Annotated in this window: 3 protein-coding genes and 1 tRNA gene; 1 reads left to right on the forward strand and 3 read right to left on the reverse strand. The window is 55.0% G+C overall.

From position 1 onward, the window contains the following. Positions 1 to 15: 15 nt before the first annotated feature. Together groL and Q0F21_RS06730 are read right to left on the reverse strand one after the other, a co-directional pair. Entirely contained in the window at positions 16 to 1,641 is a 1,626-nt protein-coding gene (gene groL / locus Q0F21_RS06725) for a chaperonin GroEL (RefSeq protein ID WP_018106662.1), read from the reverse strand. 44 nt (positions 1,642 to 1,685) lie between these two features. Then, entirely contained in the window at positions 1,686 to 1,958 is a 273-nt protein-coding gene (locus Q0F21_RS06730) for a co-chaperone GroES (protein WP_018106661.1), read from the reverse strand. 396 nt (positions 1,959 to 2,354) lie between these two features. Between Q0F21_RS06730 and Q0F21_RS06735 the strand changes: the two genes are divergently transcribed. Continuing rightward, complete coding sequence (locus Q0F21_RS06735; RefSeq protein WP_297238528.1) at positions 2,355 to 2,849, forward strand: hypothetical protein; 495 nt, start codon at positions 2,355 to 2,357, stop codon at positions 2,847 to 2,849. Positions 2,850 to 3,079: 230 nt separating this feature from the next. Here the strand turns inward: Q0F21_RS06735 and Q0F21_RS06740 are convergent. Then, positions 3,080 to 3,151, reverse strand: a tRNA-Arg gene (locus tag Q0F21_RS06740). Position 3,152: the final 1 nt, after the last annotated feature.

The raw sequence follows: 3,152 nt of genomic DNA on the forward strand, positions 1-3,152 counted from the left end.
CTCAGCGAGGCAGAATTACATGCCCTGGGGCATACCTGCGGCAGGATTCATGGCAGGCTCATCCTCCTTGATGTCGGTGATGACGCACTCAGTCGTGAGGAACATGCCTGCGATGGAGGCTGCATTCTCGAGAGCGACACGGGATACCTTGGTCGGGTCGATGACACCGGACTCGCGGAGGTTCTCAAATCGATCCTCACGTGCATTGTATCCATAGTCACCCTCCGACTCGCGGACCTTCTGTACCACTACAGCGCCCTCCTTGCCGGCGTTGGCGACGATCTGACGCAGCGGCTCCTCGATGGCGCGGCAGATGATGTCGATACCGGTCTGCTCGTCGTCATTGGCACCCTTGAGACCCTCGAGAGCCTTCTGGGCACGGATGTAGGCGACACCACCGCCGGGGACAGTTCCCTCCTCGATCGCTGCGCGAGTGGCGCTTAGAGCGTCATCGACGCGGTCCTTCTTCTCCTTCATCTCCACCTCACTGGGGGCGCTGACGTAGAGGACTGCCACACCGCCGGCGAGCTTGGCGAGACGCTCCTGGAGCTTCTCACGGTCGTAGTCAGAGGTGGTAGCCTCGATCTGATTGCGGAGCTGGCTGACACGATTGGCGAGAGCATCCTTGTCGCCCTTGCCGCCTACGATGGTGGTGTGATCCTTGTCCACGCTGATCTTCTCGGCACTTCCGAGCATATCTGCAGTGGCGTTCTCGAGCTTGAGACCGACCTCCTCGCTCACTACGGTTGCCCCGGTGAGGATGGCGATGTCCTCGAGCATCTGCTTGCGGCGATCGCCGTAGCCGGGAGCCTTGACAGCGGCGATCTGGAGGATGCCGCGGAGCTTATTCACCACGAGGGTAGCAAGTGCCTCGCTCTCCACGTCCTCTGCGATGATCAGGAGAGGACGACCGCTCTGGGAGACCTTCTCGAGGATCGGGAGGATGTCCTTGATGTTGCTGATCTTCTTGTCGTAGATCAGGATGTAGGGGTTGTCAAACTCAGTCAGCATCTTGTCCGTATCGGTCACGAAGTAGGGGGAGATGTAGCCCTTGTCGAATTGCATTCCCTCGACGACGTCTACGTAAGTCTCCATGCCCTTAGCCTCCTCGACAGTGATGACACCCTCCTTCTTGACCTTACCGAAGGCCTCGGCGATCAGTTTGCCGATCTCCTCATCTCCATTGGCGGATAGTGTGGCTACGTACTCGATCTTCTTTAGATCAGTGCCTACCTCGACGCTCTGCTTCTTCAGATCCTCGACGATGACCTTGACGGCCTTATCGATACCTCTCTTGATCTCCAGAGGAGCAGCGCCTGCGGCAACGTTCTTGAGCCCAACGCTGATGATGCTCTGTGCGAGGACAGTTGCGGTAGTGGTTCCGTCACCGGCGTCGTCGTTGGTCTTAGAGGCCACCTCTTTGACCAGCTGGGCACCCATGTTCTCATACGGATCCTCCAGCTCGATCTCCTTAGCTACGGAGACACCATCCTTGGTGATGTGGGGAGCGCCAAACTTGCGGTCCAGGATCACGTTGCGTCCCTTAGGTCCGAGAGTAGTCTTGACTGCATCGGAGAGCTTGTCGACACCATCCTTGAGGAGGGTCCTTGCCTCTGTGCTGTACTTGATTTGCTTAGCCATATATATGTTGTGATTTGATTCCTTTGAAGTTTTATTACAGTTGATTACTCAATGATGCCGAGCACATCGCTCTGGCGCATGATGAGGTACTTCGTATCCCCGTCCTCGACCTCGGTACCTGCGTACTTGCCATATAGGACGTTGTCTCCCTCCTTAAGCACCATTTTCTCATCCTTGGTACCCTCACCGACGGCGATGACCTTGCCGCGGACCGGCTTCTTCTCAGATGAGTCAGGGATGACGATGCCTGATGCAGTGGTCTTCTCTGCCTCTGCGGGCTGGATGAGGACTCTGTCTGCTAACGGTTTGATATTCATAATTGAGCTACTAAATAGTGATTGAAATAGTCTTTAATTGCACTATTGACTTAGGGAAAAGTGTGCCAAGTCCGACCTGACAAGTCTGCCGGTGACAAAATGGCGCTCCTTTGCTGACTTCTCTGTCACTATTCATCCGGTTGGAGATAGCCGGTTTCGCCTCAGGACGCAGGGTGGGGTGTTCCTAGTTTATCCCTCTCTGGGAGCGGGAAAGCCCTGAGTACTAGAGGTGAGTATTTTGTCGCAAGGCATAAATCACGTACATTTGCACCGCTTAGTGCGATGGACAACAGAGGTTGTCCTCACAAAAGGTTCCGAGACACGGACGCCTGACCGCAATGCCGGCCCGTGAGGGTATGTGGCGACTCAGGATATCTATTCACTAGACAATTTGATATGAGATTCAGAAATTTCGTACTTGGAGGGCTCGCTCTGATACTGACACTGTCGTGTCTGTCTGCCAGAGTGGCTCCCGTAGAGCCCGACTATGGACTCAATCCGGGAGAGCGCTTTCCAGGAAGAGAAATGGAGGGTTTCCATGACACACTCAGTGCCCTTGGACGTGGTCCTGAGACAGCACTCGTCGTGACCTGGCGGACGGATGATGGTCTCTCGAGAGCGATCAACGCGATGCTCTCGCACCGATCACTTACAAGTGGAGTAACGGTCTACTCGATCTGTCTGGATGACAGCGATGACGATGCCCGACTCTTTGCTAAGGCAGATAATGTGGCCATGGGGACACGGATCCTGGCAGCCTCACAGCTTAGCCGAGGTATGAGACAGCAACTTATGCGGCGCGGTCCGCAGGTTTTTAAGCTCTCCTCCGGACTGGTGAGTGAGGTCTATAGCTTGGACCGCATCTGGCTGGATGGGGTGTCAGTGGTGTGACTCCCTTTATCTCGCTGCCGGATGAGCAGTTTCTCCCTCCATGTCAGCAGATAGGGTGACGGCAACGTCTGCCCGGTCGCTGGACTCATGTTTTTGAGCAATCAATTTATTTGTATTTAATAGAGACCACCATCAGGAGTACTGAACTCCTGAGGGTGGTCTTTCTTCTGCTTCTACACAATAAAAAGCAGGTGCGCCTGTCGCTGAGACGGCACACCTGCTGGCTGGAGTGACCCCGGGGAGAATCGAACTCCCATCTAAAGTTTAGGAAACTTCCGTTCTATCCGTTGAACTACAGGGCCT

Origin of the sequence: uncultured Porphyromonas sp. (assembly GCF_934359325.1) — a bacterium.
Classification (GTDB): Bacteria; Bacteroidota; Bacteroidia; order Bacteroidales; family Porphyromonadaceae; genus Porphyromonas_A.